Below are 24,469 nucleotides of genomic sequence, written 5' to 3'. Positions count from 1 at the left end.
CTCATCGGAGTACCTCCGCCTTCGGCTGCGCTACAAGCCCCCTTCGGAACGGCCGCGCGGGGGCTCATAGCGCCCTCGGCGGGAAGCGGTGCTGGTACCAGCTGGCCGCGCCGGTGATCAGCATCGACACCGTGAGGTAGGCAGCCGTGGCGAAGGCGAAGGACTCGGCGCTGCGAAAGGTGGCGCTCTCCACCTGCCCGGCCTGGTACATCAGCTCCGCCACGCCGATCACGGTGGCCACGCTGGTGCCCTTCCAGAGGTTGAGGGTCTGCGAGATCAGCGGCGGGACAGTGACGCGCAAGGCCTGCGGCAGGATGATGCGGCGCATGGTCGCGAGAAAGCCGAAGCCCAGGGCGCGGCCCGCTTCCATCTGCACCGCCGGAATGGCGCGGATGCCGCTGCGGATGTCCTCGGCCATGTAGGCGGCGGTGTAGAGGCCCAGCGCCACCACCGCGCTCATCGCCTCGATGCGGCCGGCGTAGAGGCGTTGCTTCAGGTCCTCGGGCAGCAGCTCGGGCGCCCCGAAGTACCAGAACAGCATGTGCGCGAGCAGCGGGATGTTGCGGATCGACTCCACGTAGGCAAAGCCCAGCCCCCGCAGCGCGGCCACCGGTGCCAGGCGCAGCAGCGCCACTGCGAGCGCGACCGGCAGGGCCAGCATCAGCGAGGCGGCCAGCAGCTGCAGCGAGAGCAGGAGGCCCGCGACCAGCATGTCGTGGTACCGCCCGGTGAGGAGCAGGGAGTAGTCGAAGAGCGGCATGAAACGATCGGATGCGGCGGCGCCCCGGCGGGCGGCCGCGGGGCACATGGTACGCATCCGGGAAGCGCCGCGGGGGCGGCACGGCGCTCACGCCGTCTTCAACTGTCGATCTTGTCGGTCTCGATCTTGAAGCTGCGCGTCTCGAAGCCCGACTTGGTCTTCGGGCCGTACCACTTGAAGAAGATTTTCTCGGCCTCGCCCGACTTCTCGAGCTCGCGCAAGGTGTCGTCGACCACCTTCTTGAGGCCGCTCTCGCCCTTCTTGATGCCGATGGCCAGCGCCTCGGTGCTCAGGTTCTGCTTGAGCACCACGTACTGCGCCTTCTGCGGCCCCAGCTTGGCGTAGCTGTTGAGCAGCGCGGCCTCGTCGTCGACATAGCCCACGCCCTTGCCCTGCTGCAGCGCCTGGAAGGCCTGCTGGCTGGTGTCGAAGGTCACGACCTCGGCGCCTGGAACGGCCTTCTTGATGTTGGGCTCCTGCGTGCCGCCGCGGATGGTCAGCACCTTCTTGCCGGCGAGCTGCGGCACGTCGGTGATGCCGCTGTCCTTCTTGACGATGGCCTTCTGGCCGGTCACGAAGGTGGTGAGCGAGAAGTCGATCTGCGGCTCGCGCTCCTTGTTGTGCGTGAGGCCTGCCGCGACCAGGTCCACGTGGCCTTGCTGCAGCTCGGGGATTCGCGCGGCCACCGCGATCTGCTTGAGCACCGGCTTGACGCCGATCTTCTTCGCGATGGCGATCACCAGGTCGACCTCGTAGCCGATGATCTCGCGCGTCTTCGGGTCGATGAAGGTGGCGGGCTCGTCGGTGCCGAGCACGCCGACGACCAGCTGGCCCTTCTTCTTGATGTCGTCCAGCTGGTCGGCGTGGACGGCGGTGCCCGCGAGCAGGGCGGCCGCGGCGAAGGCGGCGGCAGCGAAACGGAAGCGCATCTTGTTCTCCTGGGGAAAGGGGTCCGCACCATAGCAACAAAAGCCTGCCACGTGAAATAGCTCTTTCCCATATGCATACTGCCGTCATGCAAATCCAGGAAAAACCGCCTTTCGACACGCCCTTCGAATGGATCGGCGGCGAGCAGAAGGTTCATGCGCTGGTCGAGCGCTTCTACGACCTGATGGAACTGGAGCCGGCCTACGCGCAGCTGCGGGCGGTGCACGGCCCTTCGCTGGAGAACGCGCGGCAGCGGCTGTTCTGGTTCCTGTGCGGCTGGCTGGGCGGGCCGCAGCACTACACCGATCGCTTCGGCCACCCGATGCTGCGGGCACGGCACCTGCCGCAGAGCATCGGCGGCCACTCCATCGGCATCAAGGAGCGCGACCAGTGGCTGGCTTGCATGGACCAGGCGATGGGGGAGACCGGCGTGCCCGAAGGCCTGCGTGCGCGCCTGCGCGACTCCTTTTTTCAGACCGCGGACTGGATGCGCAACCGGGGCGAGTAGCGACACCATGGCTCTTCTGCGATGTACCCGCAAGCTGCTGCAGGCGATGAAGCTGCCTGCGACGCCCTCCCTACCGATCGGGGGCGAGGCGACAGGACTCGGCGATTGGTCGCTGACGATCGTGCACAGCCGCCCTGCGCATCTCGTCATCGCCATCAGCGAGACTACGCGGTGGGCCTTCGCGCTGGCCGCCGCGCCGCTGGCCACGCTGCGCGAGCGCTTCGCGCCGGCGTTGCTGCAGGAGCTCGTGGCGCTCGGAGTGCCGGTGGACCGTGCGCGCGCAGCCGTCGATGCGCCGGGTCCGCCGCATTGGGCTGCAGGTCACGAAAGGGGAGTACTGACGCAGCTGAACGCTTGCGCGGCCGACGTCCTCTGGGCGTCGAACGATGGCCTGTCGCTGCCGTCCATCAATCGCCGTCTGGCGGGCAGGCTCATCCTGAAGCCCCAGACCGGACGTCCCGCTGAGGAGGTCCTGAAATTGCTGGGGGGCGATGCGAGCCGGCTGTGTGAAGAATCCCGCGCGAAAGGCCGCATGTGGAAAGAAACTTTCGAGGAGATGCAAGCGCAGACGGGAGCGCCCCTGGTGCGCATGCAGGTCGCACGCCTGTTGGACTCCGTGCGGCTGGAAGCGCGTCACGAGGCTGAAGTCTTGCTGCTGCGCCTCCCGACGATGCCGGATTCGTCGTATGTGCCTGGCCCCAGCCCGCGATGGGTACCCCATGAACTGGTGATCGACCTCGAAGGAATCGATGCGGTCTCTTCGGTCTTCGCCCAGGCGCTGCTCGACCAGGCACATGCGATAGGCATCGCGCGCTTGCAATTCGTCAATGCGAATACGGAAGTCGCGAAGCTTCTCGAGCAGCTTGCCTGACACGCACGGCCGGCGTCAGGCGCCATCGCCGAGGCAGGACTTGGGCCTTGCCCTTCACCGCCGCGACGGCGTCAGCAGCACCACCAGCGCCCCGGCCCCGCCCTCGGCCGGCTTGGCCTGCACGAAGGCCAACGTCTCGCTCTTCTGGATCAGCCAGCGCTGCACCTTGGCCTTGAGCACCGGCTGGCGCCCGGGCGATCCCAGGCCCTTGCCGTGCACCACGCGCACGCAGCGCACGCCCAGCTTGCCTGCCTCGCGGATGAACTCGCCCAGGGCTTCCCGCGCCTCGTCGCTGCGCATGCCGTGCAGGTCGATCTCGCGCTGGATGCTCCACTCGCCGGCACGCAGCTTGCGCGTCACGTCGGTGTGGATGCCGGGGCGGCGAAAGCTCATCGCGTCGTCGGCGTCGAGCAGGGTGGTGACGTCGAACTCGTCGGACAGCGACTCGCGCAGCACGCGCTGTTCGTCGAGCTGCTTCTGCACGGGAAGGGGCGCCGGCGGCTCGGGCGCCAGCGGCACGGCAGGCCGGCGCCGCAGCGGCTGCGTGGCGCCGATGGCGCGCGAGAACAGGTCCTGTTCGGCGGCGCGCTTCTTCTCGGCCGCCGCGCGCACGGCGGCCTCGGCGGCTTCGCGCTCACGCTGCTCGGCCAGGGTTTTCTGCACGCCTTTGAGCTCGGCGAGGCTCTTGAGGGCTTTGGGTTTGCTGGGCATCGGCTTGTCGTTGGAGGATACGTCCTCCGCGTCGGACTCAGATCAGGCCGCGCTCGGCCATCGACAGGGCCCGGCCCGGGGCGACGATCACGTGGTCCAGCACCCGCACGTCGATCAGCGCAAGCGCGGCCCGCAGCGTGTGCGTCAGCGCCTCGTCGGCGCGCGAGGGCTCGACGCAGCCGCTTGGGTGGTTGTGCGCCAGGATCAGCGCCGCCGCGCGGTGGTGCAGGGCGCGTGTCACCACCTCTCGCGGATACACGCTGGTCTGGGTCAGGGTGCCGCGAAAGAGTTCTTCCAGCGCGATCAGCCGGTGCTGCGCGTCGAGAAAGAGCGCAGCGAAAACCTCGTGCGGCCTGGCCGCCAGCTGCAGCTGCAGCTGCACATAGTGCTTCACGGCGTCGGGCGACTCGAACAGCTCGCGTTCCTTCAGGCCTTGGGCCATCGCGCGTCGCGCCAGCTCGAGCACGGCCGCCAGGTTGCTGCGTTTGGCGCTGCCGCCCAGGCCCTTGACGCGCCTGAGGTCGTCGAGCCCGGCGTGGAGCAGGCCGTTGATGCCGCCAAAGCCGTCGAGCAGGTCCTGCGCGAGCTGCAGCACGTTCTTGCCGGGAAGGCCGGTGCGCAGCAGCAGCGCCAGCAGCTCGGCATCGGCCAGCGAGCCGGGGCCCAGCGCCATCAGCTTTTCGCGCGGTCGTGCTTCCAGGGGAAGATCGGTGAAAGACATGGTTGTCACGGGCCCGTTGGCCCCTCCCTAAAATACAGGGCCCCAGTCTATAGCGAGCGCCACCTTGTCCTCCCCCACCTCCGCCGCCGTCGTCGTGCCCGGCTCCTTCCTCACGCTGCACTACCGGCTGGCCGGGCCCGCGGGCGACATCATCAACACCTTCGGCGACAAGCCGGCCACGCTCTCGCTGGGCACCGGGGAGCTTTCGCCCGCCGTCGAGCAGCGGCTGATCGGCCTGGCCGAGGGGACCCATGCCACCTTCGAGCTGCCCGCCGGCGAGGCCTTCGGCGAGCGCAACGCCGACATGCAGCAGTGGGTGGCGCGCAAGCTGCTCGCGCAGATGGGCGACCCCGACGAGCAGTACGCGGTGGGCGACGTGGTGCAGTTCCCCACGCCGGACGGCAGCGGCAGCTACGCGGGCGCGGTGGTCGAGGCCAACGAGACGGCGGTGCGCTTCGACTTCAACCATCCGCTCGCCGGCCAGCCGGTGAGCTTCGAAGTGCAGCTGATCGGGGTGCTGTGAACATGGGCACGGTCGAAGAAGTCATCCTCGCCGAGCCGCGCGGCTTCTGCGCCGGCGTCGACCGCGCGATCGAGATCGTCGAGCGCGCCCTCGCCAAGTTCGGGGCGCCGATCTACGTGCGCCACGAGATCGTGCACAACACCTACGTGGTCAACGAGCTCAAGGCCAAGGGCGCGATCTTCATCGAGGACCTGGCGGAGGTGCCGCCCGGCGCGACGCTGGTGTTCAGCGCACACGGCGTGAGCAAGGCCGTGCAGGCCGAGGCGCGGGCGCGCGGCTTCGAGATCTTCGACGCCACCTGCCCGCTGGTGACCAAGGTGCACGTCGAGGTCGCCAAGCTTGCGAAAGAGGGCTACGAGTTCATCATGATCGGCCACAAGGGGCACCCCGAAGTCGAGGGCACCATGGGACAGCTGTCCAGCGGCATCCACCTGGTCGAGGACGTGGCAGACGTGGCGCGCGTCCAGCCCGCGCAGACCGAGAAGCTGGCCGTGGTCACGCAGACCACGCTGTCGGTCGACGACGCGGCCGAGATCTCGGCCGCTGTGCGTGCGCGCTTCCCGAAGGTGCGCGAGCCCAAGCAGCAGGACATCTGCTATGCCACCCAGAACCGGCAGGACGCCGTCAAGCTGCTGAGCCCGCAGGTGGACCTGGTGATCGTGGTCGGCAGCCCCACCAGCTCCAACAGCAACCGGCTGCGCGAGCTGGCGCAGCGCCTGGGCACCGAGAGCTACATGGTCGACTCGGCCGCCGAATTGAAGCCTGAATGGTTCGACGGCAAGACCCGCGTGGGGCTGACGGCCGGCGCCTCTGCCCCCGAGGTGCTGGTGCGCGACGTGATCGATCGGATCAAGGCGCTGGGCGCGGTGTCGGTGCGCAAGATGAACGGCATCGAGGAGACCCTCAAGTTCCCGCTACCCAAGGGCCTGAAACTCGACCACATGCCCGCGCCGGGGCATATCTCGTGACGAGCGCCGCAGCCATCGACTGGCGACGCGACATCGAGGCGGCCGCGCGGCGCATCGGCGAACGCGCCCCGAATTTCCTGCGCAGGACGCCGTTGTGGAAGCTGCCGGGCCGCGCGCTGGGCATCGAGGTGCCGGGCGTCGAGCTCTGGCTCAAGCTCGAGCATCTGCAGGCCAGCGGCAGCTTCAAGGCGCGCGGAATGATGAACCGCTTGCTGGCCCACGAGATTCCCGAAAGCGGCGCCATCGTGGCCTCGGGCGGCAATGCCGGCATCGCGACCGCCGCGGCGGCGCAGGCGCTGGGCGTGCATTGCGAAGTGTTCCTGCCCACCGTCTCGCCGGAAGCCAAGCGCGCGAAGCTGCGCGCGCTCGGCGCCACGGTGGTGGTGGGCGGCGAGGTGTACGCCGATGCGCTGGCGGCCTGCCTCGAGCGGCAGCGTGAGAGCGGAGCCTTGCTCACCCATGCCTACGACCAGGCCGAGGTGGTGGCCGGTGCCGGCACGCTGGGCCGCGAGATCGAGGAACAGGGCGGCCTGCCGGATGCCGTGCTGGTCAGCGTGGGCGGCGGCGGCCTGATCGGCGGCCTGGCGGCTTGGTTCGAGCAGCGCAGCCGCGTGGTGGCGCTCGAGCCCGAGCGCGCGCCCACGCTCTTTCGCGCGCGCGAAGCCGGCGAGCCGGTCGATGTGGAGGTGAGCGGCGTGGCGGCCGATTCGCTCGGGGCGCGGCGCATCGGCGCCTTCGCCTGGGACATCACGCAACGCCAGGTGCGCGACGCCCTGCTGCTGCCCGACGAGGCGATCCGCGTCGCGCAGTTGTGGCTGTGGAAAGAACTCAAGCTGGCCGTCGAGCCGGCCGCGGCCCTGCCGCTGGCCGCGCTGCACACGGGCGCCTATGCGCCGCGCGAAGGCGAGAAGATCTGCCTGATCGTCTGCGGCGCGAACGTGGACCCGGCGAGTCTCGCCTGATCAGCTCTGCGGCTGGTCGACGTTGACCATCCACGGCACGCCGAACTTGTCTTCCAGCATGCCGAAGCCGGGGGACCAGAAGGTGGCGGCGTAGGGCATCGTGGCCTTGCCGCCCTCGGACAGCGTCTTGAAGAGCTGTTCGCCTTCCTTGACGTCCTTGGCCTGGACCGAGAGCGAGAAACCCTTGTAGCCGTCGAAGGCCATGCCGGGCGGCAGGTCGGAGGCCATGATCTGCTTGCCGCGCGCTTCGAGCGTGGCATGCATGATCTTTTTCTTGTGCGAGTCCGGCGTGTCCTTGCCCATCGGGCTTTCGCCGAAGGTCATGCTGAAGAGGATCTTGCCGCCCAGGCTCTTGGCATAGAAGGCCAGCGCTTCGGCTGCATTTCCGTTGAAGGACAGGTACGCTTCCATCGAATCTCCTTGGGTTGTTGGTACGGAAGAACCATCCTACGCCCCCGCCTAAAATCGCCCGATGCTCGATATCACTCTGTTACGCAAGGACCTTGCTTCGGTCGTTGCCGGCCTCGAAACCCGCAAGAAGAACCAGACCTTTCTCGACGTGGCGACCTTCAGCGCCCTCGAGTCCGAGCGCAAGACCCTGCAGACCCGCACCGAGGAATTGCAGGCGCGCCGCAATGCCCTCAACAAGCAGATCGGGCCGCTGAAGGCCAAGGGCGAGTCGGTCGAGGCGCTGATGACCGAGGTCAATGCGCTCAAGGCCGAGCAGGAATCTTCCGGCACGCGGCTCGAGGCGATCCAGCCCGAACTGCAGGCGCTGCTGCTGGCTGTGCCGAACCTTCCGCATGCGAGCGTCCCCGTGGGAGATGACGAAAACGCGAATCTCGAGGTCCGGCGCTGGAGCCCCAAGGGCGGCAACGGCGCCGACGCACCGGCGCTCGGTTTCGAGGCGCGCGACCACGTGGACCTGGGCACGCCGCTGGGGCTCGACTTCGAGACCGGCGTCAAGCTCGCGGGCTCGCGCTTCACCGTGATGAAGGGCCCGATTGCGCGGCTGCATCGGGCGCTGTCGCAGTTCATGCTCGACATCCAGACCCAGCAGCACGGCTACACCGAGTGCTATGTGCCGTACGTGGTCAATGCCGACACGCTGCGCGGCACCGGCCAGCTCCCAAAGTTCGAGGGCGACCTGTTCGCGGCGAAGAAGGGCGGGCAGGACGCGGAGCCTGCGCCCGACCATTCGGCGCTGTACCTCATCCCGACCAGCGAGGTGCCGCTCACGAACCTCGTGCGTGACGAGATCCTGGCCGAGGCGCAGCTGCCCCTGCGCTTCACCGCCCACACGCCCTGTTTTCGCTCGGAGGCGGGCAGCGCCGGGCGCGACACGCGCGGCATGATCCGCCAGCACCAGTTCGACAAGGTCGAGATGGTGCAGATCACCCATCCGGAGAAGAGCTACGAGGCGCTGGAGGCCATGACCACCCACGCCGAGGCCGTGCTCCAGGCGCTGGAGCTGCCGTACCGCGTGGTGCTGCTGTGCACCGGCGACATGGGCTTCGGCGCCGCCAAGACCTACGACCTCGAGGTCTGGCTGCCGGCGCAGAACACCTACCGCGAGATCAGCTCGGTGTCGAACTGCGAGGCCTTCCAGGCGCGGCGCCTGCAGGCCCGCTTCAAGAACGCGCAGGGAAAGAACGAGCTGGTGCACACCCTCAACGGCTCGGGCCTCGCGGTCGGCCGCACCTTGGTCGCGGTGCTGGAAAACCATCAGCAGCCCGACGGCTCGATCGTGGTGCCTGCGGCGCTGCGGCCCTACATGGGCGGCCTCGAAACGCTGCGGCCCTGAAAAAGTCGCCGAAAGCCTCTGCTAGAATTGCGGGCTCGACAAACACCAGACTCCGGAGAGGTGGCAGAGTGGTCGAATGTACCTGACTCGAAATCAGGCGTACGGTATCCCCGTACCGTGGGTTCGAATCCCACCCTCTCCGCCAGGACGCCCCGCAAAGGCTTCCGAATCAACGCAAAAAGCCCAAGAGGACCAAGCCTCTTGGGCTTTTTTGTTGGCTGCGGCCGCAGATGGCGAAGCGCTACTCGGCGGGAGGCGCCTTCCGATCGCTTTCGATCCTTTTGGGTTCGCCTGACGCCGGGTTTTCTGGCAAGCGCGGTTCCGGGTTGGCTTGCCGCTCCGCCTTGGCCGCGCGCCGGAGATGATCGATCCATTCAGCGCGAGTCAGCCTTCGCCGACGCGCGCCGGGCAAGTTGTCCGGGTCGGACTTTGAAGACAAGCCGATGCTCCGTCTGAGAGGTTCGGAATCCGCTGCTTACCGCCCGACGGACGCAACGACGACGAGGGCCAGCACCAGGAAAACGGCGCCGACAAAGCCCGCCTCGATCAGGATATCGGACCAAGGAGCGCTCGCGACCGGTGAACTGACCGGTTCGAAGCTGCTTGGAGGGACATGCTCGTCGGGGATCACGTTCATGGTTGGTATTCCTCGTCCCGGTCATCGAAGGCGTGCCAACTATAAGACAAGAGCGCGAAGAATGGGAAAGTTTCACATTCTAGGCGCTTTGATCGATCTCATGCGCTACCAAAGTACTACAAATTGGGTCAAGATTCGTCCGTCACCGAGGGAACACATGAACGACGAACATGACACCAACCTGGGCTGGTGGACCGACAGGCCCGACCGGGAGCCCCGCGCCTCTTCATTCACCCCGATCTCCGGTCCCTTCCATCGGCGGAAGCCGGAGCGGGTGTGGGTCAAGGTCTTGCTGATCACAGCACTCATGGTCGGCTTCGGCTGGTCCCTGCTGAACCTTGCTCGCGCGCTGGGCTAAGCCCCGGCACCGGCCGCCGATTCTTTAAGTCTGGCCTAAGACGGGCCGCCCAATATGAATGCAGACAGTCGCTCGGCGCTGGTAGAGGTTGCTTCGGCATCCGCCCTTGCTGGGCGGTTCCTCGATGCCGGCGACTGTCGCTACCTTCCGTTCCCTGCGATGCCGTTGGCGCGAAGCAGGACCACCCTCAAACCACCATCGGCGTCGCCGCCCCGTCCATCGAGACGATGGCGCCCGAGATATAGCCCGCGCGCGGCGAACTGAGGAAGACCACTGCATTGGCGATGTCTTCCGGCGTCGCGATCCGCCCGAGCGGCATGCGCGCCTCCGCATCGCGCCGCACCTCCTCTTCGCTGCGCTGGCGCAGGCGGGCCTCGGCCGCCAGACCTTCGGCCATGCGCTCGGTCAGCGTCATCGCGGGATTGACCGCGTTGACCCGCACCCCACGCGGCCCGTAGGCGGCGGCCAGGCCCGCGGTGGCCAGCATCAACGCCGCGTTGGCCGCGCCGCCGGCCAGGTGAGTGGGAGCGGCGACCTTGCCCCCCATCCCGATGATGTTGACGATCGCACCCGCGCCGCGCTCGGCCATGCGCTTCTCGTAGGTCCAGAACTGCACGTGATGCAGCGTCTGGAGCGTCCATAGAGGTCGAAGTCACGCACCCTTTCCATCCGTGGAAGGGTCGGCGCCTGGTGCTTGCCACTCGCAAGCAGAACTGGGGCGAGGACCGCGTCATGTTCTTCGACGCCCATGGTCAGCTGCGCTCACTGCCGGCGGCGTGGACCGACGTTGATCCGCCAGATGCTCGAACCGATGCTGCAGCCGGGCGGTCGTTCTTCCGCGCGGACGACCTGTCGACGCTCGTGGCGCTGGTTGGCGAGATCAAGAGTCGGCATCACAGCAGGCGCAAGCGTGTCAAGTAAATTGCGCCGCATGTGTAAACGTATTAACGCCGCACTTGGTGCTGCCGGTAGACGCCTCTTAAATTCAACTGGCCTAATTCATTCAAGTTCATTGGATCAGAAGGAGCAAATCCATCTTGACGTTGCATGCAGTGCGGCATATTATGATTTACACAACAAGAACCACTGCGACCATGCCCAAGCCTGCCAACAAGCTCGACCGATTGCGCGAGGCGGGCATCCTCAACGTGCAGCCCAGTCGGGTTCAGGCCGACTGGTTCCACCCCGGCGGGTTCTTCGACGCCAACGACCTGGTGCAGGTCAAGTACGAGATGCTTCGCCACGCGCGGCAAGACGGCGTCACCAAGGCCGAGGCGGCCAGCTTGTTCGGCCTGTCGCGACCGACCTTCTACCAGGCCGAAGCCGCGTTCGAGCGCGACGGCGTTGCCGGGTTGCTGCCGCAACCGCGCGGGCCGAAGTCAGCCCACAAGCTCACCGCCGAGGTGATGGACGTCATCGAGTCGCACCACACCGGCAGCGGCCCGATGCACGCACGCGAGATGGCCAAACTGGTTCACACCCAATTGGGTGTCAAGGTGCACCCACGCAGCATCGAGCGGGCAATCGCTCGCAAAAAAAAACGCTGACACCTTCTTCGACGAACACCTCGTCGAGTCTGCCCAGCGATGCGGCCGCGGCCTACGAGTGCATTCGCGCCGACGTAGTGGCCGGTCGAGGCCGTCCAGACGCTCTGGGCGCAATCATCTTCCACGGCATGTGGCACGGCCTGCGGGTGTTGCGCGCCACCGCGGCACCCTCGACATCTTCAGTGATCGCGCCGCCGACATCGGCGGCACCCACCGGCACGCTCGATCGCCAGCTCGTGCGCCTGCTGGCCGACATGGTGCTGGCGACCCAGTTAGAGGTACTTCATGCCCAGTGATTCTGCCCTGAAGGTCGACGCCGACCACTTGCGCCGTGATGCGTTCCTGTACGTGCGGCAATCCTCGTTGCGCCAGGTGTTCGAGAACACGGAGAGCACCAAGCGCCAATACGCGTTGCGCGAGCGTGCGGTGGCGCTGGGCTGGCCGCTGGAGCACGTGATCGACAGCGACCTGGGCCTGTCCGGTGCGCAGGCACGCGACCGCGACGGCTTCCAGAGTCTCGTCACCGAGGTTGCGCTCGGCCACGCCGGCATCGTGCTGGGGCTGGAGGTCTCACGCCTGGCACGCAACAACGCCGACTGGCATCGCCTGCTTGAGCTGGCAGCCATGTCACGCACCCTCATCCTCGACGAGGACGGGGTCTACGACCCGTCCCACTTCAACGATCGCCTTCTGCTGGGTCTGAAGGGCACGATGAGCGAAGCCGAACTGCACATCCTGAAGTCACGCCTGCAAGGTGGCATCCTGAACAAGGCACGCCGAGGTGAGCTGGAGATGCCCTTGCCGATCGGGTTGGTGTACGACGGCGCTGGTCACGTCGTTCTCGACCCCGACCGCCAGGTCCAGGACACCGTTCGATTGCTGTTCGAGATGTTCAACGACCTCGGCTCTGCCTGCGCCGTTGTGCGGCGTCTGCGCAAACAGGAGGTACTGTTCCCGCGACGCATCCGTCGAGGAATCGGCAAGGGTGATCTGCTGTGGGGCCTGATCGACGTCTCGCGGGTATTGCAGATCTTGCACAACCCGCGCTACGCGGGCGCCTTCGTCTACGGCCGTTCGCGCATCTTCTGCAACGCGCAACTGCGGCCGGTGCAGCGAGACGTGGGGCAGCAGGATTGGAAGGTGCTGATCCGCAATGCCCATGCGGGTTACATCGATTGGTCGCAGTTCGAGCGCAATGAACTCAGGCTGCGGCAGAACCTGGGCTTCGCCCCCGGAGAGCGGGGACGCATGCCGCGCGAGGGCAATGGCCTGCTGCAGGGGCGCGTGTTGTGCGGCAAATGCGGGGCACGCATGCGGGTGCACTACGAGTCTCTCAGTGGCCAACTGCGTGCGTACTACCGCTGCTACGAAGAGGTCGTGCGCCGAGCCGGCAAGCCGTGTCAAGCGGTTCACGGACCGGCGGTCGACGCGGCGGTCAGCGCCTTGCTCCTGCAGACCGTGGCGCCGGCGGCGATCGAGGTCGCACTGGCCGTGCAGGATGAGATTGCGCAGCGCATCGAGCAGGCCGCCGCGCGGCGTCAGGCGCAGCTTCAGCGCACGCGCTACGAGGCCGAGTTAGCCCGCCGCCGCTACGCCAAGGTGGATCCGGACAACCGCTTGGTGGCCGATGCGCTCGAGGCGGAATGGAACCAACGCCTGCGCGAACTCGACACCTTGCAGCAACAGCACGAACGCCAGCAGCACGAGGATGAGGCTCAACTCGACGAGCCGGCGCGCAAGCGCATCGTCGACCTGGCGCGCGACTTCCCTCGGGTCTGGAACGACGCCAGGACCAGTGCGTTGGAACGCAAGCGCATGCTGGCATTGTTGATCGAGGACGTGACGTTGGTGGCCGGGCCGAGCATTGCGGTGCACGTACGCTGGCGCGGCGGACGAACGCAAAGCCTTTGCGTCGACAAGCCGCGGCCCATCGCGCAGATCCGCAAGACCCCGCCGGAAGTGGTCGCCCTCATCGACGAGTTGCTCGAGACCTCTACCGACCGGCAGATCGCCGTCAAGCTCAACGCGCTCGGGCATCGCAACTGGCGCGGCGAAGCGTTCACGATGAAGAAGGTCATCCTGGTGCGATACGCCTACGCGCTCAAGAGCCGCTTCGAGCGGCTGCGCGAGCGCGGCATGCTCACTGGCGAAGAGGTCGCCAAGCACCTCGGTGTGTCCTCGACGACCGTTCATCAACTCGGCCGTCTCGGCGTCCTCAAGCGCCACCTGTACGGCAACAATCATCGATGCTTGTACGAACCGCCCGGCAACGTCACACTGGTTAAAGGCGCCGGCAGCCGATACGGCGGTCGGCCCCCACGCCTTATTGCCGCTCAACTATCCGAACAAGGTGCAGTATGAAGTCCACGCCTTGATCGCCGGGTCCATCACGTGGATGTAGGTGAAGAACTTGGCCTGCATCGCGTCCTGCCAGGCCTGCGGCTGCAGTTCGCCGAAGGGCGTGCGCCGTGCCGCGCCGGCGGAATTGACCAGCACCTCCACGGGCCCGAGGCCGGCCTCGGCCGCGTCCAGCATCGCGAGCGCGGCCTGCGCATCGCCCAGGTCCGCGCTGTGGCCGCGCACCGCGGCATGGCCCTCCGCCCGCAGCTGCGCGAGTGCCGCGTCCAGATGGGCCTGGCTGCGCCCGGCCAGGCTGACCTGCGCACCCTCGCGCAGGAATTCGCGCGCGCAGGCCAGGCCGATGCCGCGGCTGCCGCCGGTGATGAGGACGTGCTTGCCGCCCAATTGAAGATCCATGAAGCCTCCGGGGTCGAGTCGCCGAACGGGAAGATCTTAGGTGAGGCCCAAAGAGGGACTTGCCGAGCGCGCCCGGCCTGTGTTTTCATGCAGGCAACAACGTCCTGTTCGGAGACACAAGCGATGAAGACCGTGGCAGAAATCCTCAAGGAAAAAGGCGACCAGGCCGTGCACAGCATCGGGCCCGACGCCTCGGTGTACGAAGCCGTCGCGCTGATGGCGCAGAAGAACATCGGCGCCCTGCTGGTGATGGAGGGCGAGCGCATCGTCGGCATGCTGAGCGAGCGCGACTACGCGCGCAAGGTCGTGCTGCTGGCGCGCTCGTCCAAGGAAACCCGCCTGCGCGAGATCATGACCTCCTCGGTCATCTACGTGCATCCCGCGCAGAGCAGCGAGGAGTGCATGGCAGTGATGACCGAGAACCGCGTGCGCCACCTGCCGGTGCTCGACGACGACAATCGGCTGGTCGGCCTGATCTCGATCGGTGACCTGGTCAAGGGCATCATCTCGGAGCAGAAGTTCATCATCGAACAGCTGCAGCACTACATCACGGGCGAGCACGCCTGAGCGTTCCGCCGCCCGGCCACCCCATGCCGCTGACGGCCGAAGACCTCGAGCGGATCGCCGCATCGACGCTCTCCCACTACGACCGGGGGGCCGAGGACTTCTGGGCCGCGACGCGCGATCACGATGTGAGCCAGAACGTCGCCGCGCTGCTCCAGGCCATCGAGGCGCCGCCGCCGTTCGCCATCCTGGATTTCGGCTGCGGGCCCGGGCGCGACCTGCTGACCTTCAAGCGGCTCGGGCATCTCGCGATTGGGCTGGAGGGCGCTGCGCGGCTGGCGGAGATGGCGCGCGCCCACAGCGGCTGCGAGGTGCTGGAGCAGAATTTCCTCGCGCTGGATCTGCCGCCGGCCCGCTTCGACGGCGTGTTCGCCAACGCGGCGTTGTTCCACGTCCCTGCGCAGGAGTTGCCGCGTGTCTTGCGGGAACTGCATGCGACGCTGAAGCCGGGCGGCGTGCTGTTCAGCTCGAACCCGCGCGGCGAAGGCCAGGAAGGCTGGAGCGGCGCGCGTTACAGCGCATTCCACGATCTGGAGGCCTGGAAGGGCTACGTGTCGGGCGCGGGCTTCGTGGCGCTCTCGCACTACTACCGCCCGGCCGGGCTCCCGCGCGAGCAGCAGCCGTGGCTGGCAAGCGTGTGGCGCAAGCCGATGGGCTGAAGAGGCTGGCAGGGGGCGGCTGGCCCTAGTCGGCAGCCTCCATCGAAGCGCCGTACTCGCCGATGGATGCTGCGCCGTTCAACCTGGCGCGCTTCAGCAGCGCCTGCTGTGCAAGCTGCGCATGCGCCGCCTCGCCCCGCCAGGCCTGCATCGCGGTGTCCTGCAGCGCACGTCCGTAGGAAAAGCTCAGCCGCCACGGATGAGGCCCCAGCCGGTTCATCGCATCCAGATTGGCCGTCGCCTCGGCCGGCGACTGGCCGCCGGAGAGGAAGTTGATGCCGGGCACCGCCGCCGGCACCGTGCGCCGCAGCACGCGCAGCGTCTGCGCGGCCACCTCGGCCGGTTGGGCCTGCGCCGCGTGCGCCTTGCCGGGCACCACCATGCTCGGCTTCAGCAGCATGTACTCCAGCGCCACGCCGTGGCGATGCAAGGCGACGAACACCGCCTGAAGAACCGCCTGCGTGACCTCGGCGCAGCGCGCCAGCGTGTGGTCGCCGTCGATCAGCACCTCGGGCTCGACGATCGGCACCACGTCCTGTGCCTGGCAGATCGCTGCGTAGCGCGCGAGCGCCTCGGCGTTGGCCTCGATCGCGGCCCGGCTCGGAAGCAGGTCGGAGACGTTGTAGACGGCGCGCCACTTGGCAAAGCGCGCGCCTTGCTGCCTGTAGCCCTCGAGGCGCTGCGCGAGCCCGTCCAGACCCTGCGTGATCTCGTCGCCGGGCGCCAGCGCCAGCGGGCCCTTGCCGGCGTCGACCTTGATGCCCGGCACGATGCCCTGCCGCGCAGCCAGCTGGGGCAGCGGCTCGCCGTCGTCGGCGCGCTGGCCCAGCGTCTCCTCGTACAGGATGATGCCGCTGATGTACTGCCCGAGCCCCGGCGCCGCCAGCATCAGGCTGCGCCAGGTGCGCCGGTTTTCCTCGGTCGACTCGACGCCGATCGCCTTGAAGCGCTTGGCGATCGTCGGGCCGCTTTCGTCGGCGGCCAGAATGCCCTTGCCCCTCTGCACCAGCCCGTCCACGGTGGCTTGAAGTTCAGTCGTCATGGCGTGTCCCCCATTGGAGCCCGCCAGTCTCCGACGGCCGGCCCTGCAATGCAAGTCATCCTTCGGACCCAATTGCGATGTAGATTACGGACGCAAAACCGGAGACAAGCATGCTGATGACCGCGCAGACGACGGAAGCGGGGCGCAGGCAGGAGCGCCTGGACGAAGTGGAGCAGCTGGTGCGGGCCAAACTCCCGGCCGAATCGGTGGAGGAAGTTTGCGGGTTCGTGCGCCGCTACTTCGGCCAAGTCGACCCGGAGGACCTGGACGAGCGGCCGGTGGCCGACCTCTACGGCGCCGCGCTCTCGCACTGGAGCTTCGCGCGCAAGCGCGAGCCGGGGCGCCCAAAGCTGCGGGTCTTCAACCCGACCATTGCGGAACACGGCTGGCAGTCGACCCACACCATCATCGAGATGGTCAATGACGACATGCCTTTCCTCGTCGACTCGGTGACGATGGAGGTCAACCGACACGGCCTGACGCTGCACCTGATCATTCACCCGCTGGTGGCCGTCGAGCGCGGCGCCGACGGCGTGCTGCGGGGCCTGGCGGGCGAGGCGGGCGCATCGCCCGACGCGCGCCGCGAGTCCTTCATCCATGTCGAGGTCGACCGCGTGCCGGAGCCGGCGCGGATGGAGGCGCTGGCCGCCGATCTCGAGCGCGTGCTCGACGACGTGCGCCAGGCCGTGGCCGACTTCAAGCCCATGCGGGAGCGCGTGCTCGCGATCGTGCAGGGCCTCGACGATCGCCCGCCGCCGATTCCGCCACAGGAGCTGGCCGAGGGCCAGGCCTTCCTGCGCTGGCTGGCCGACAACCATTTCACCTTCCTTGGCTGCCGCAGCCACGAGCTGGTGCGGGTCGATGGCGAGGATGGCCTGAAGGTGGTGCCCGGCTCCGGCCTCGGCATCCTGCGCGAGACACCCGAGAAGTCTGATGGCGCGGCTGCCTTCGCCGCCTTGCCGCCCGAGGTGCGCGCCTATGCCCGGCGGCCCGAGCTGCTGGTGGTGACCAAGTCCGCCTCGCGCTCCACCGTTCACCGGCCCGGCCATCTCGACTACGTGGCCGTCAAGCGCTTCGACGACAAGGGCGAGGTCTGCGGCGAGGACCGCTTCCTCGGCCTCTTCACCTCCGCTGCCTACAGCGCCAGCCCGGCCGAGATTCCGTTGCTGCGCCGCAAGATCGCGAGCGTGGTCGAGCGCGCCGGCCTCGCGGCGGGCAGCCACTCGGGCAAGGCGCTGATCAACATCCTCGAGACCTACCCGCGCGACGAGCTGTTCCAGACCGGCGACGACGACCTGCTGCAGACCGCGATGGGCATCCTGCACCTGGGCGAGCGACAGCGCTTTCGGCTGTTCGTGCGGCGCGATCCCTTCGAGCGCTTCCTGTCCTGCCTGATCTACGCGCCGCGCGAGAACTACACCACCGAGCTGCGCCAGAAGTGGCAGGACATCATGATGCGCGAGTTCAACGGCACCAGCTCCGAGTTCAATGTACACCTGTCGGAATCGGTGCTGGCGCGCATCCAGATCACCGTGCGCACCAAGCCCGGCAGCATCCCCTTCTTCGACGTGCGCGAGGTCGAGGAGAAGCTGGTGGCGGCCGCCCGGCGCTGGGACGACGACCTGAAGACGGCCCTGCTCGAGGCCACCGGCGAGGCGCAGGGCAATGCGCTGCTGCGGCGCTTCGGCGCCGCCTTCCCGCCCGGCTACCGCGACGAGTTCGCGGCCCGCGCCGCGGTGCACGACATCGAGCTGATGGCGCGCCTCAGCGACGAGCAGCGCCTGGGCATGAACCTGTACCGGCCGCTGGAAGCGCCTCCCGGCACGCTGCGCTTCAAGGTGCTGCGCCGCGGCGAGCCGCTCACGCTCTCGTCCAGCCTGCCGATGCTCGAGCACCTGGGCCTGAAGGTGCTCGACGAGCATCCGCACCGCGTCGCGCCGCAGGGCGAGTCGCCGGTGTGGATCCACGACTTCGGCCTGCAGGCTGCTTCGGGCGACAGCGAGATCGAGGTCGATGCACTGCGCCCGGTGTTCGAGGAAGCCTTCGGTGCCGTGCTCGCCGGCGAGGTCGAGAACGACGACTTCAACCGCCTGGTGCTGGCCGCGCAACTGCCGGTGCACGAGATCGTGCTGCTGCGCGCCTACGCCAAGTACATGCGGCAAATCGGCTTTGCGCTCTCGCAGTCCTTCATCGAGGGCACGCTGGCCAATCATGCCGGCATCGCGCGGGCGCTGGTCGAGCTCTTCAAGCTGCGCTTCGACCCGCAGCCGGCGCCCGACGCACAGGCGCGCGAGGAAGACAAGGTGCGCGAGATCGAGGCGGCGCTGGACGACGTGTCCAACCTGTCCGAAGACCGTGTGCTGCGCCAGTACCTGGCGCTGATCCAGGCCACCCTGCGCACCAACTACTGGCGCCGCGATGCGGGCGGCCGGCGGCGCGGCTTCCTGTCCTTCAAGTTCGATGCGGCCAAGGTGCCTGACCTGCCGGCGCCCAAGCCGCTCTTCGAAATCTTCGTGTACTCGACGCGCTTCGAGGGCGTGCACCTGCGCGGCGGGCGCGTGGCGCGCGGCGGCCTGCGCTGGTCGGACCGGCCGGAGGACTTCCGAACCGAGGTGCTGGGCCTGGTCAAGGCGCAGATGGTCAAGAACATCGTGATCGTGCCGGTCGGCTCCAAGGGCGGCTTCGTGCTCAAGCGCGCGCCGGCGGCGAGCGACCGCGAGGCCTACATGCGCGAGGGCGTGGCCTGCTATCAGGACTACCTGCGGGGCCTGCTCGACATCACCGACAACCTGTCGGGCACGACGGTCGTGCCGCCGCCGCAAGTGCGGCGCCACGACCCGGACGATCCTTACCTGGTCGTGGCCGCCGACAAGGGCACCGCCACCTTCAGCGACTACGCCAACGGCATCAGCAAGGAGTACGGCTTCTGGCTGGGCGATGCCTTCGCTTCGGGCGGCTCGGTGGGCTACGACCACAAGGCCATGGGCATCACCGCGCGCGGCGCCTGGGAATCGGTCAAGCGGCATTTCCGCGAGATGGGCATCGACACCCAGAGCACCGAATTCACGGTTGCCGGTGTCGGCGACATGTCGGGTGACGTGTTCGGCAACGGCATGCTGCTGTCGCCGCACATCCTGCTGGTGGCGGCCTTCGACCACCGCCACATCTTCCTGGACCCGGCGCCCGATGCGGCGAAGACCTTCGCCGAGCGCGAGCGCCTGTTCAAGCTGCCGCGCTCCTCCTGGGCCGACTACGACGCGACGCTGATCTCCGAGGGCGGCGGCATCCATGCGCGCAGCGCCAAGTCGATCCCGCTCACGCCGCAGGTGAAGCAGGTGCTGGACGTCCAGGCCGATGCGCTCACGCCCACCGAGCTCGTCAACGCGATCCTCAAGGCGCCGGTGGCGCTGATCTACAACGGCGGCATCGGCACCTACGTGAAGGCGGCCGGCGAGACCCACGCCCAGGTCGGCGACCGCGCCAACGACGCGCTGCGCGTCAACGGCCGCGAGCTGCGCTGCAAGGTCTTTGCCGAGGGCGGCAACCTGGGCTGCACGCAGCTCGGGCGCATCGAGTTCGCGCGGGCGGGCGGGCGCATCAACACCGATGCCATCGACAACTCGGCCGGCGTCGACACCTCCGACCACGAGGTCAACATCAAGATCCTGCTGGGCCTGCCGGTCACCGAGGGCGAGCTCACCGAAAAGCAGCGCAACGCGATCCTGCCGGAGATGACCGACGACGTTGCCGCGCTGGTGCTGCGCGACAACGTCTTCCAGACCCAGGTGCTCTCGGTCACCGGCCGCATCGCGCCGCAGCTGCTCGACGCGCAGACGCGCTTCATGCAGTACCTGGAGAAGGCCGGGCGGCTGAACCGCGCCATCGAGTACCTGCCGGCCGACGAGGAACTGGCCGAGCGCCGGGCCCAGGGCCAGGGCCTCACCAGCCCGGAGCGCGCGGTGGTGCTGGCCTACAGCAAGATCTGGCTCTACGACGAGCTGCTCGAATCGCCGCTGCCCGACGACCCCTGGGTCGCGACCGCGCTGGAGCGCTACTTCCCCGAGCTGCTGCGCCAGAAGTTCGCGGCCTGGATGCCGCGCCATCCGCTCAAGCGCGAGATCATCGCCACGCACGTCACCAACAGCACGGTCAACCGCGTCGGCAGCACCTTCGTGCACCGGCTGGTCGAGACCACCGGCGCGCGCGCCTTCGAGGTGGTGCGCGCCTACCTGCTGTCGCGCGAGATCTTCGGCATGGTGCCGCTGTGGCAGTCGCTCGAGGCGCTGGACAACCGGGTCGACGACGAGGTGCAGTCCGGCATGCTGATCGACACCAGCCGCCAGCTGGAGCGCGGCACCATGTGGTTCCTGCGCTCGCGCCGCCTGGCCGAGGACATGGCTTCGACCATCGAGCACTTCAAGTCCAACGTTGAGACGCTGTCGGCGCGCCTGCCGCAGCTGCTCGATGCCGATGAGCGCGCCCGCGTCGATGCCGCGGTGGCGCGCTACACGGCCCGCGGCGTGCCCCGCGAGCTGGCGGAGCGGGTGCTCAACTTCGGAACGCTCTATGCCTCCCTCGACATCGCCGAGATTGCCGGCAGCGCGCGCTGGCCGGTGGAGCTGGTGGCGGCGATCTACTTCGACCTCGCCAACCGGCTCGGCATGCCCTGGCTGCGCGACCGCATCTCCGCGCTGCCGGGCGACCAGCACTGGCAGGCCCTGGCCAAGGGCGCGATGCAGGACGATCTTTCGGGCCTGCAGCGCGCCATCACCCATGCGGTCCTGACGGGAGGCGGGGAGGGCGAATCGCCGGCCGCGCGGGTCGAGGCCTGGCAGGCCAGCAACGGCCGCACGCTGGAGCGCGCGGCGCAGCTGATGGGCGAGCTGCGCGCGGTGGCGGCGCCCGACGCGGCGATGCTGGCAGTGGCGCTGCGGGAACTGCGCGCTCTCGCCTAGCGGGCGAGCGCTGGGCGCGCCGGCGCTGCGGCGCGGGTGCCCGCGCGCGTCACCACGGGATCTTGCGGGCCCAGATGTCCCGGTACATCACCCAGTCGCCCATCAGGCTGTAGAGCGGGCGCTTGAAGCTGGCCGGCCGGTTCTTCTCGAACACGAAGTGGCCGACCCAGGCGAAGCCGTAGCCGCACAGCAGCGCATACAGGATGTACTGCGGCCGGCCCGTGGCGACCAGCATCGCCAGGCAGACCAGGGCCAGCGTCGAGCCGACGAAGTGCAGGCGGCGGCAGGTCCGGTTGCCGTGCTCGCCGAGGTAGTAGGGATAGAACTCGGCGAAGGTCTTGAACGACTTCGGATTCGTCGAAGGGGCAGGGGTCGTTGCGGTCGTCATTTTTCTCGCTCCTTCGCGCCCAGGGGCAGGCGCATCGAATGCAACGGCCGCGCCGCGCGCCGCCACGGCAGGTCGGTCGGCCGCGGGTTCGATCGTCGACCCCAGGGGGCGGACTGTCAACGGCATGCGCGGCTTCTCGACGGGCCGGCGCTCAGGGAAAGGCCTGATCCGGCAGCGGCCCGCTTCCCCGATGCCATGCCCCACAATCGCCGCAAGAAAAAAGCCAGTGGAGGACTGGATGGCCTACGAGTTGCTGAGAAAAATTGCCGGCGCTTCGTTGCCGATGACGCTGAGCTCACAGGCGGACATCGAGCGTCTGCGCATCCTTCGCGATGCGGGTTATGTGAAGGCGGACCTTCCGCCGGAGGGCGCGCCTTCGGCTTCCGCGGTCGTCATCGCGCTGACGCCGCTGGGCCGCACGGCCATGCGCTACTTCGGCGGCGGATAGACCGGCCGCCGTTGTGCCTGCACGACGCGGCCCGCGGCGCTTTGGACGCCTGCGCAGTTAAGATTGCAGCACGGCCGCCGCCGCGCGCGGGGTTCCATGCCCCCGCCGGCTGCCGGAGCTTTTCACAGCGCGCCCGAGAGCCGCACACAGGGGCCCCTCGACAGGGGCTTTTTTTATGGCCGGGCTGACCCGGGGAGAGAGACCGTGAGCCATGATGGGTAATTCGTCCTTCGCGGGGCTGGGCAATTCGTCCTTCGCCAGCCTGACGCCTGCGCCAGCCTCGGCCGACGAGGCCGAACCGTGGGTGCGCGGCGAGCTGATCCGCAGCCTGATGCGGGCCTCGCGCGGCTCCTACCTGCTGGCCGCGGCGCTGATGCCGGCCATGGTGGGCCTGAGCTGGGGCCACGTGCCGCCCTGGCAGCTCTTCGTCTGGCTGGCCATCGGCATCGGCGCCACCAGCTGCCGCATCTGGGGCGAGCAGGTCTACGGCCGGCACTATGCCGACCGCGACTCCGCCGCCCAGCAGTACTTCGTCGAGCGCTACCGCTTCCTCTGGAGCGCCAGCGCCTTCGCCTGGGGCCTGTCGATCCTGATCTTCTTCGAGCGCACGCCGCTGGTGAACCAGTTCATGAGCTGGCTGATCGTCGCCGGCGTCGCCACCTTCCCGCTCAACGGCCTGGCGCTGCATCCGCCGCTGCTCAAGCGCTACGTCAACACGCTGTTCGTCACCATGCTGGCGGCGATCGTGTTTCGCGTGATCGAGCTCAAGTTCGAGCGCCCGCATTTCCATTACGGCTTCCTGCTGTTGCCGGGCCTGCACTGGTGGCTGCTGCTGCGCGCCGGCCGGCGCATCCACGAGACGGCGCGCAACAGCTTTGAGCTGCTGTTCCACAACCACATCCTGATCAACTCGCTGACCCAGCAGCGCCAAGCGGCGGTGTCGGCGGTGGCGATGAAGAACCGCTTCCTCGCCAGCGCGGCGCACGATATGCGCCAGCCGGTGCTGGCGCTCTCGCTCTACGCCGACTGGCTGCGCAACGAGCCGGAGCTGGTGGCCGAGATCGCGCCGAAGATCGTGCGTGCGACTCACGCGGTCAATGCCTTGTTCGACTCGCTGTTCGACCTGGCGCGCATCGACTCGGGCCAGGTGCGGCTGCATATCGAGCGGGTGGACGTGGCCCAGCTGCTGCACGACCTCGAGCTGCAGTACCGCCCGGTGGCCGAGGCCAAGGGCCTGAGCTTCCGCATGCACGTGAGCTCGGGCACCGTGCTGACCGACCCGATCCGCGTGCGCCGCATGATCGGCAACCTGCTGGCCAACGCCATCAAGTACACGGCCGAGGGTGGGGTGCTGCTGTCCTCGCGTCATACGCGCGATGGCCTGAGGGTGGAGGTGTGGGACACCGGCATCGGCATCGCGCGCGAGCATCTGCGCGACGTGTTCCTGGAGTTCTACAAGGTGGCCGACCATGCCGGCACCTCGGACGGCTTCGGCCTCGGCCTGGCGATCGTTGCGCGCTTGTCGCACGCGCTGGGCCATCCTGTCAGCGTGCGCTCCAGGCTGGGCCGGGGCAGCGTGTTCCGGGTCGCGCTGCACGACGCGGACGAGTCGCAGGCGCAGACCCGCATCTCGGGCGCCGTCGGGTAAACAAGGAAAAACCGAGCCTGCGGCCCGGTCCTTGTGTGGGCCTTGCGGCCCGGTTATCGCCTGTTTAAGGGTTGCTGGAGAGCAACCCGTTGGTGCGTGCGTGGTGCAGCGCCTGGGTGCGGCTCTTCACGCCGAGACGGCGGAACAGGCGCCAGAGGTGCACCTTCACCGTGTGCTCGCTGATGTCGAGTTCGGTCGCGATGTCGCGGTTGCTCATGCCCTGGTCCAGCATGGCGATCAGCTGGGTCTGGCGCTTCGAGAGCTTGCTGTTGGCCGTGGTGACCGGCTCCTCGGCCTCGGTGTCGGCCATCAGCAGGCCGCGCAGGGCGGCGGTGAGCTCGGCCGAACTGGCCGACTTCTCGATGTAGGTATCGGCCCCGGCCTCGATGCAGGCTTCTTCCATGTCGCCGGCCGGTGAGGCCGAATAGACCGCCACCGGGACGTCGGGATAGATCTTCTTTACCGCGATCACGCCCGAAACACCCGTCACGTCGGGCAGCTTCAGGTCGAGGCAGAACAGGCCGGGCTCTCCATGCTGCTTGACGGCGCTGGCCAGCTTGTCGAGCCGTTCCAGCTCCACGATGGTCTCGGCGGGCCGCAGGCGCCGCAGCACCATCACGATGGCGTCGCGCATCAAGGGGTGGTCGTCGATGACATAGATACTCATAGCATTTTTCTCACTGTGTGCGCGCCGGCTCGGCCGGCCCTTGT

The 24,469-nt window shown here is 67.9% G+C and carries 27 protein-coding genes and 1 tRNA gene; 17 read left to right on the top strand and 11 right to left on the bottom strand.

Annotated features, from left to right (window positions below):
* Window positions 1-64: 64 nt before the first annotated feature.
* Together GXN78_RS25375 and GXN78_RS25370 are read right to left on the bottom strand one after the other, a co-directional pair.
* Window positions 65-760, bottom strand: a complete 696-nt coding sequence (locus GXN78_RS25375; protein ID WP_106556594.1) for an amino acid ABC transporter permease — start codon at window positions 758-760, stop codon at window positions 65-67.
* 98 nt (window positions 761-858) lie between these two features.
* A complete protein-coding gene (locus GXN78_RS25370; RefSeq protein WP_106556479.1) occupies window positions 859-1,689 on the bottom strand; it encodes an ABC transporter substrate-binding protein in 831 nt (276 codons plus the stop codon).
* Between the two features lie 86 nt (window positions 1,690-1,775).
* On the opposite strand from GXN78_RS25370, the gene GXN78_RS25365 reads away from it, so the two are divergent.
* Window positions 1,776-2,195: a group II truncated hemoglobin gene (locus GXN78_RS25365; RefSeq protein ID WP_106556593.1), complete on the top strand. Its 420-nt coding sequence runs from the start codon at window positions 1,776-1,778 to the stop codon at window positions 2,193-2,195.
* Between the two features lie 46 nt (window positions 2,196-2,241).
* The gene (locus tag GXN78_RS25360; protein WP_164255745.1) at window positions 2,242-3,066 is read left to right on the top strand and encodes a hypothetical protein; all 825 of its coding nucleotides are present in this window, start codon (window positions 2,242-2,244) and stop codon (window positions 3,064-3,066) included.
* Between the two features lie 54 nt (window positions 3,067-3,120).
* Here GXN78_RS25360 and GXN78_RS25355 read toward each other — a convergent pair whose 3' ends face one another.
* Window positions 3,121-3,777, bottom strand: a complete 657-nt coding sequence (locus GXN78_RS25355; protein WP_106556477.1) for a Smr/MutS family protein — start codon at window positions 3,775-3,777, stop codon at window positions 3,121-3,123.
* Window positions 3,778-3,814: 37 nt separating this feature from the next.
* Entirely contained in the window at window positions 3,815-4,498 is a 684-nt protein-coding gene (gene radC / locus GXN78_RS25350; RefSeq protein WP_106556476.1) for a DNA repair protein RadC, read from the bottom strand.
* A gap of 64 nt (window positions 4,499-4,562) precedes the next feature.
* On the opposite strand from radC, the gene GXN78_RS25345 reads away from it, so the two are divergent.
* Genes GXN78_RS25345 through GXN78_RS25335 form a run of 3 tightly spaced genes read left to right on the top strand, consistent with a single transcriptional unit; the run spans window position 4,563 to window position 6,951 of the window.
* Entirely contained in the window at window positions 4,563-5,021 is a 459-nt protein-coding gene (locus GXN78_RS25345) for an FKBP-type peptidyl-prolyl cis-trans isomerase (protein WP_106556475.1), read from the top strand.
* Between the two features lie 2 nt (window positions 5,022-5,023).
* A complete protein-coding gene (gene ispH, locus GXN78_RS25340) occupies window positions 5,024-5,989 on the top strand; it encodes a 4-hydroxy-3-methylbut-2-enyl diphosphate reductase (protein WP_106556474.1) in 966 nt (321 codons plus the stop codon).
* 14 nt (window positions 5,990-6,003) lie between these two features.
* Window positions 6,004-6,951 carry a threonine/serine dehydratase gene (locus GXN78_RS25335; RefSeq protein ID WP_106556592.1) on the top strand — a complete coding sequence of 316 codons (948 nt, stop codon included), beginning with the start codon at window positions 6,004-6,006 and terminating at the stop codon, window positions 6,949-6,951.
* On the opposite strand, the gene GXN78_RS25330 is transcribed toward GXN78_RS25335, so the two are convergent.
* Entirely contained in the window at window positions 6,952-7,362 is a 411-nt protein-coding gene (locus GXN78_RS25330; RefSeq protein ID WP_106556473.1) for a VOC family protein, read from the bottom strand.
* A 61-nt stretch (window positions 7,363-7,423) separates the two neighbouring features.
* Here GXN78_RS25330 and serS point away from each other — a divergent pair, with 61 nt between their 5' ends.
* Window positions 7,424-8,755, top strand: a complete 1,332-nt coding sequence (gene serS / locus GXN78_RS25325; protein ID WP_106556472.1) for a serine--tRNA ligase — start codon at window positions 7,424-7,426, stop codon at window positions 8,753-8,755.
* 54 nt (window positions 8,756-8,809) lie between these two features.
* A tRNA-Ser gene (locus GXN78_RS25320) sits at window positions 8,810-8,900 on the top strand.
* A gap of 330 nt (window positions 8,901-9,230) precedes the next feature.
* Here the strand turns inward: GXN78_RS25320 and GXN78_RS25315 are convergent.
* A complete protein-coding gene (locus GXN78_RS25315) occupies window positions 9,231-9,392 on the bottom strand; it encodes a hypothetical protein (protein WP_164255743.1) in 162 nt (53 codons plus the stop codon).
* Window positions 9,393-9,549: 157 nt separating this feature from the next.
* On the opposite strand from GXN78_RS25315, the gene GXN78_RS25310 reads away from it, so the two are divergent.
* Window positions 9,550-9,750 carry a hypothetical protein gene (locus GXN78_RS25310; protein WP_106556471.1) on the top strand — a complete coding sequence of 67 codons (201 nt, stop codon included), beginning with the start codon at window positions 9,550-9,552 and terminating at the stop codon, window positions 9,748-9,750.
* 187 nt (window positions 9,751-9,937) lie between these two features.
* On the opposite strand, the gene GXN78_RS25305 is transcribed toward GXN78_RS25310, so the two are convergent.
* Window positions 9,938-10,366 carry an SDR family oxidoreductase gene (locus GXN78_RS25305; RefSeq protein WP_239142902.1) on the bottom strand — a complete coding sequence of 143 codons (429 nt, stop codon included), beginning with the start codon at window positions 10,364-10,366 and terminating at the stop codon, window positions 9,938-9,940.
* Between the two features lie 23 nt (window positions 10,367-10,389).
* On the opposite strand from GXN78_RS25305, the gene GXN78_RS25300 reads away from it, so the two are divergent.
* From GXN78_RS25300 to GXN78_RS25285, 4 genes are all read left to right on the top strand, one after another.
* Window positions 10,390-10,671 carry a DUF5372 family protein gene (locus GXN78_RS25300; RefSeq protein ID WP_106561476.1) on the top strand — a complete coding sequence of 94 codons (282 nt, stop codon included), beginning with the start codon at window positions 10,390-10,392 and terminating at the stop codon, window positions 10,669-10,671.
* A gap of 116 nt (window positions 10,672-10,787) precedes the next feature.
* Window positions 10,788-11,297 carry a helix-turn-helix domain-containing protein gene (locus GXN78_RS25295; protein ID WP_239142877.1) on the top strand — a complete coding sequence of 170 codons (510 nt, stop codon included), beginning with the start codon at window positions 10,788-10,790 and terminating at the stop codon, window positions 11,295-11,297.
* 128 nt (window positions 11,298-11,425) lie between these two features.
* Window positions 11,426-11,593 (top strand): hypothetical protein, encoded by a 168-nt coding sequence (locus GXN78_RS25290; RefSeq protein WP_164255698.1) that lies wholly within the window; start codon window positions 11,426-11,428, stop codon window positions 11,591-11,593.
* The gene (locus GXN78_RS25285; protein WP_164255700.1) at window positions 11,583-13,658 is read left to right on the top strand and encodes a recombinase family protein; all 2,076 of its coding nucleotides are present in this window, start codon (window positions 11,583-11,585) and stop codon (window positions 13,656-13,658) included. Before GXN78_RS25290 ends, GXN78_RS25285 begins: the two co-directional genes overlap by 11 nt.
* Here the strand turns inward: GXN78_RS25285 and GXN78_RS25280 are convergent.
* Window positions 13,635-14,054, bottom strand: coding sequence for an SDR family NAD(P)-dependent oxidoreductase (locus tag GXN78_RS25280; protein WP_106557211.1), 420 nt, complete (start codon window positions 14,052-14,054; stop codon window positions 13,635-13,637). The genes GXN78_RS25285 and GXN78_RS25280 overlap by 24 nt on opposite strands.
* Window positions 14,055-14,177: 123 nt before the next feature.
* On the opposite strand from GXN78_RS25280, the gene GXN78_RS25275 reads away from it, so the two are divergent.
* On the top strand, window positions 14,178-14,621 hold the full coding sequence (locus GXN78_RS25275; protein ID WP_106557212.1) for a CBS domain-containing protein: 444 nt from the start codon (window positions 14,178-14,180) through the stop codon (window positions 14,619-14,621).
* 23 nt (window positions 14,622-14,644) lie between these two features.
* Window positions 14,645-15,277, top strand: a complete 633-nt coding sequence (locus GXN78_RS25270; protein ID WP_106557213.1) for a class I SAM-dependent methyltransferase — start codon at window positions 14,645-14,647, stop codon at window positions 15,275-15,277.
* 25 nt (window positions 15,278-15,302) lie between these two features.
* Here GXN78_RS25270 and GXN78_RS25265 read toward each other — a convergent pair whose 3' ends face one another.
* Window positions 15,303-16,319: a class I fructose-bisphosphate aldolase gene (locus GXN78_RS25265; protein WP_106557214.1), complete on the bottom strand. Its 1,017-nt coding sequence runs from the start codon at window positions 16,317-16,319 to the stop codon at window positions 15,303-15,305.
* Between the two features lie 116 nt (window positions 16,320-16,435).
* Between GXN78_RS25265 and GXN78_RS25260 the strand changes: the two genes are divergently transcribed.
* On the top strand, window positions 16,436-21,274 hold the full coding sequence (locus GXN78_RS25260) for an NAD-glutamate dehydrogenase (protein WP_106557314.1): 4,839 nt from the start codon (window positions 16,436-16,438) through the stop codon (window positions 21,272-21,274).
* A 49-nt stretch (window positions 21,275-21,323) separates the two neighbouring features.
* Here GXN78_RS25260 and GXN78_RS25255 read toward each other — a convergent pair whose 3' ends face one another.
* Window positions 21,324-21,662 (bottom strand): Mpo1-like protein, encoded by a 339-nt coding sequence (locus GXN78_RS25255; RefSeq protein ID WP_106557215.1) that lies wholly within the window; start codon window positions 21,660-21,662, stop codon window positions 21,324-21,326.
* Between the two features lie 124 nt (window positions 21,663-21,786).
* Between GXN78_RS25255 and GXN78_RS25250 the strand changes: the two genes are divergently transcribed.
* Window positions 21,787-22,110: a hypothetical protein gene (locus GXN78_RS25250; protein WP_164255741.1), complete on the top strand. Its 324-nt coding sequence runs from the start codon at window positions 21,787-21,789 to the stop codon at window positions 22,108-22,110.
* A gap of 211 nt (window positions 22,111-22,321) precedes the next feature.
* Window positions 22,322-23,758 (top strand): HAMP domain-containing sensor histidine kinase, encoded by a 1,437-nt coding sequence (locus GXN78_RS25245; RefSeq protein ID WP_239142901.1) that lies wholly within the window; start codon window positions 22,322-22,324, stop codon window positions 23,756-23,758.
* 64 nt (window positions 23,759-23,822) lie between these two features.
* On the opposite strand, the gene GXN78_RS25240 is transcribed toward GXN78_RS25245, so the two are convergent.
* Complete coding sequence (locus tag GXN78_RS25240; protein WP_106557217.1) at window positions 23,823-24,425, bottom strand: response regulator transcription factor; 603 nt, start codon at window positions 24,423-24,425, stop codon at window positions 23,823-23,825.
* Window positions 24,426-24,469: the final 44 nt, after the last annotated feature.

Origin of the sequence: Variovorax sp. WS11 (assembly GCF_010499245.1) — a bacterium.
Classification (GTDB): Bacteria; Pseudomonadota; Gammaproteobacteria; order Burkholderiales; family Burkholderiaceae_C; genus Variovorax.
The sequence above is the reverse complement of the archived record's forward strand: the minus strand, read 5'-3'. Positions and strand labels throughout refer to the sequence as shown.